The sequence below is a fragment of the Superficieibacter electus genome, assembly GCF_002915575.1.
Taxonomy (GTDB): domain Bacteria; phylum Pseudomonadota; class Gammaproteobacteria; order Enterobacterales; family Enterobacteriaceae; genus Superficieibacter; species Superficieibacter electus.
The window spans coordinates 1-3,181 of record NZ_PQGD01000062.1; the positions used below are offsets into that span (position 1 = coordinate 1).

Sequence of the window (3,181 nt, forward strand, 5' to 3'; positions counted from 1 at the left end):
GCATTTATGTGGAATACAATTTCAACAGCTTAATTAGTAACCGACTCAAAGCACGCGCGCTTTAGGTATGTCAGACCAGCGCGTGGTCCAAGCAGGGCTTAGCATTTCACGTTTCATTTTCCATTCGGTATTAATGCCCTGGCCCGCAAACCATACATTTCCCATTCCGGACTGGTTGATATCATCCAGTACCTTCATCAGCTGTGCGCTATTGGCCCGCGGCTGGTTATCTTCAAACAGATTGAGCTGGCTTACACCGTTTGGAGTGAAGTTATCAAGCATGATACCTGCTTTCATGTACCTTCGACCCTCAAGCCAGATACGGTCAAGTGATCGCATCGCAGATTCAATAATGTCACGCGTGTCCTGTGTTGGCAGCGTCAGTTTCTCACCAGCGCTGTTCCCGTAAAAAACCTCACCGTTTGCGTGTGGCGACGTCCGGATAAACACACCGATGTTGCGACAGTACTGACGTTCCCCGCGCAGTTTTTCCGCTGCGCGCGCAGCGTACTGACACAGCGCCTGCTGCATAGCGACTTTTGAGGTAATTCGCTCGCCGAAGCTGCGGCTACAGACAATCTGCTGTTTTGCCGGTGGCAGCTCTTCGAGCGGAATACATGATTCACCGTTCAGCTCGCGTACGGTGCGCTCCAGCACCACGGAAAAGTTATCGCGAATGAACTTCGGACGCGCGCGTGATAGCTGCAGAGCAGTTTCGATGCCCATAAGGTTGAGTCGTTTACCGATACGCCGTCCCACGCCCCATATTTCCTCAACGGGCTGGTTAGCCAGCAGGGTTTCAGTACGTTTCGGATTACCTGGCGTAAGCGCCAGTACGCCGCGAAACTGCTTCCACTCCTTGCCCGCCCACTGGGCCGATTTTGCCAGTGTTTTGGTCGGCCCCATGCCGATACCGACGGTGAGACCCGTTGTGGTAAAGACATGCGCACGCAGGCGACGGCCAAAAGTTTCGAAGTTCTCACAGCCGTCAATACCGGTGAGATCCAGAAACATCTCATCAATGCTGTACTGCTCGACGCGTGGCGTTATCTCTTCAAGCGCGGTCATTACTCTCTGGCTGAGGCTGTGATAAAGCGCGTAATTGGAGCTGAACACGTGCACCTTTTCCGGATAATCCTGTGTTTTTACCTCAAACCATGGCGCACCCATTTTGATGCCAAGCGCTTTTGCGCCAGCGGAGCGTGCAATGACGCATCCGTCGTTGTTGCTGAGCACTAGCACAGGTCTGCCACGCAGGTCCGGGCGGAACAGCGTCTCGCAGCTGGCATAGAATGAATTAACGTCAGCCAGGCCGAACATGGACATCATGATCTCCGCCGTGTGTAGATAACCCGCACATATCAGTTTCTCCGGCGCGGAGTGTGCACGAAGTGCGCCACTACGCCGAAAATTTCCAGGGTATCCGGGTCTGGGATAATAACAGGATAGGCGGGATTCATCGGCTGCAATACCGGCCCTTTCTGGGTAATAAGAAGGCGCTTGACCGTAAATTCGCCGTACAGTACAGCGATAACCACGTCGCCGTGCTCAGGCCTGAGTGCCCGATCGACTATCAGCAGATCGCCGTCGTAAAGTCCTATATCCTGCATGCTGTTGCCCTGTGCGCGCAGGAAAAAGGTGCTTGCCCTGTGGGCTATTAGATATTCGTTTAAGTCGAGTTCCTGCTCCGCATAGTCCTGGCAAGGAGAGGGAAAACCGCAGGGTACGCGTTCCAGGAAAAGGGGCCTGTAGCTGGGCGGCGGATTATCCGCCGGGTGCATCAACTCAAAGGCGTGAAACATAGCAAAAATCCCTGTCAAAATGCTGTACGTATTTACAGTAGTATTGTCTGACTTTACGGACGAAGCAAGAAGCGTGGGGCGACACAAATATCATTAAAATAATGGACTATTGATTTATTTGAATTTATAGCGGAACGACAGCTCGTAAAACAAGCAGCTATCAGGACTTTCTGTGTCAGGGCATGTTAAAAATTTATTTTGATTCAGGAAAGATCTTACTTAGTCTGTTCAGTACTTCACTTATGCCCCTGCTGACAATCCGATCCTCCCGCATCACTGTCCCCAGAGTCCGGTGAAGCGATGGCGTTACTGAGTAAAGACTGAGACCCTGCCTTTCTTCATGACTTGCAACGGACATACGGGGAACGATGCTGTAACCCAGGCCGGAACGAACCATCCTTTTAATGGCTTCAATACTGCCAAGCTCCATAACCGGGCTGACAGTATGCCCTGCATCGCTGAACCATCCGTCAATCAGATCGCGTGTGGCACTTCCGGGTTCAAATACAATCAGCGGCAGTGGCAAAAGGGTATCAGGAGACAGCGGTTTTGCACTCTGCTCCGAGGTGTCCTTTTCCATGATTACAACAAACTCATCCGTACCCAGCGGGCTGACACTCAGGCATTTACCGGCTGCCGGCAGCGTTACCAGACCAATATCTATACGGTTTTCCTCCACTCCCCGTACAATATCTGAAGTATTGCCTGTGCGTACATCCACCTTCAGCAGGGGATGGGTCTGTCGAAGTTGCTGCAGTAAGTGAGGTAGCAGATGGATACAGGCTGTTGCGCCTGTGCCGACAGTAACGGTGCCGGTTATTTCGTCTGAATGCAGGGAAACCGCTTCAACCGCTCCGCTTACCACCGCATCAATTTTCATGCAGTGTTCAGCGAGAGTCAAACCGGCAGTCGTTGGTCTTACTCCCCGGCTGGTTCGCTCAATAAGCCTGACCTTAAGCGTCTGCTCCAGCTGTCTTATCTGCAGGCTCACTGCCGGTTGCGACAAGCCAAGTACTTCTGCCGCCCCCGAGAAACTGCCCCGGCTGATGACCAGCCTGAAGGTAGCCAGATGATCGAGGTTCAGTGTTGCCATGCCAAAGTTTTCCTCATAACGCTGATAAGCCCTGCTGCCTGTCTGAAATGATTCATCCGGGTTAGTCTCTGTTTCTGATCTGAAAGGGAGCTGTACTGATGGAAATAACCGAAGCAGATGAACGACATATTCCCGCTATACAACAGATTTATGCTTATCACGTATTACACGGCACCGCCACTTTTGAAACCGAACCGCCGGGTGAGGCTGAAATGGCAGCCCGGCTGAAAAAGGTACATGCAGCAGGACTGCCCTGGTTGGTGGCGGTTGACGGAGGAATTGTTCG

At 52.2% G+C, this 3,181-nt stretch carries 4 protein-coding genes; 1 reads left to right on the forward strand and 3 read right to left on the reverse strand.

The genetic code is table 11. The features are described 5' to 3' along the window. Positions 1-45: 45 nt before the first annotated feature. From umuC to CHU32_RS27660, 3 genes are all read right to left on the reverse strand, one after another. Positions 46-1,320 carry a translesion error-prone DNA polymerase V subunit UmuC gene (gene umuC, locus CHU32_RS27650; RefSeq protein ID WP_023202697.1) on the reverse strand — a complete coding sequence of 425 codons (1,275 nt, stop codon included), beginning with the start codon at positions 1,318-1,320 and terminating at the stop codon, positions 46-48. Between the two features lie 41 nt (positions 1,321-1,361). Then, a complete protein-coding gene (gene umuD, locus CHU32_RS27655; RefSeq protein WP_006786002.1) occupies positions 1,362-1,802 on the reverse strand; it encodes a translesion error-prone DNA polymerase V autoproteolytic subunit in 441 nt (146 codons plus the stop codon). 193 nt (positions 1,803-1,995) lie between these two features. Continuing rightward, on the reverse strand, positions 1,996-2,895 hold the full coding sequence (locus CHU32_RS27660) for a LysR family transcriptional regulator (protein ID WP_006786000.1): 900 nt from the start codon (positions 2,893-2,895) through the stop codon (positions 1,996-1,998). Positions 2,896-2,993: 98 nt separating this feature from the next. On the opposite strand from CHU32_RS27660, the gene CHU32_RS27665 reads away from it, so the two are divergent. Next, positions 2,994-3,181: GNAT family N-acetyltransferase (locus CHU32_RS27665; RefSeq protein ID WP_369522150.1), on the forward strand; the 188-nt coding region annotated here is incomplete at its 3' end.

Bases quoted from the DNA above. Each gene is read 5' to 3' on its own strand.
- umuC (WP_023202697.1), bottom strand. From the start codon at position 1,320: ATGTTCGGCCTGGCTGACGTTAATTCATTCTATGCCAGCTGCGAGACG.
- umuD (WP_006786002.1), bottom strand. From the start codon at position 1,802: ATGTTTCACGCCTTTGAGTTGATGCACCCGGCGGATAATCCGCCGCCC.
- CHU32_RS27660 (WP_006786000.1), bottom strand. From the start codon at position 2,895: ATGGCAACACTGAACCTCGATCATCTGGCTACCTTCAGGCTGGTCATC.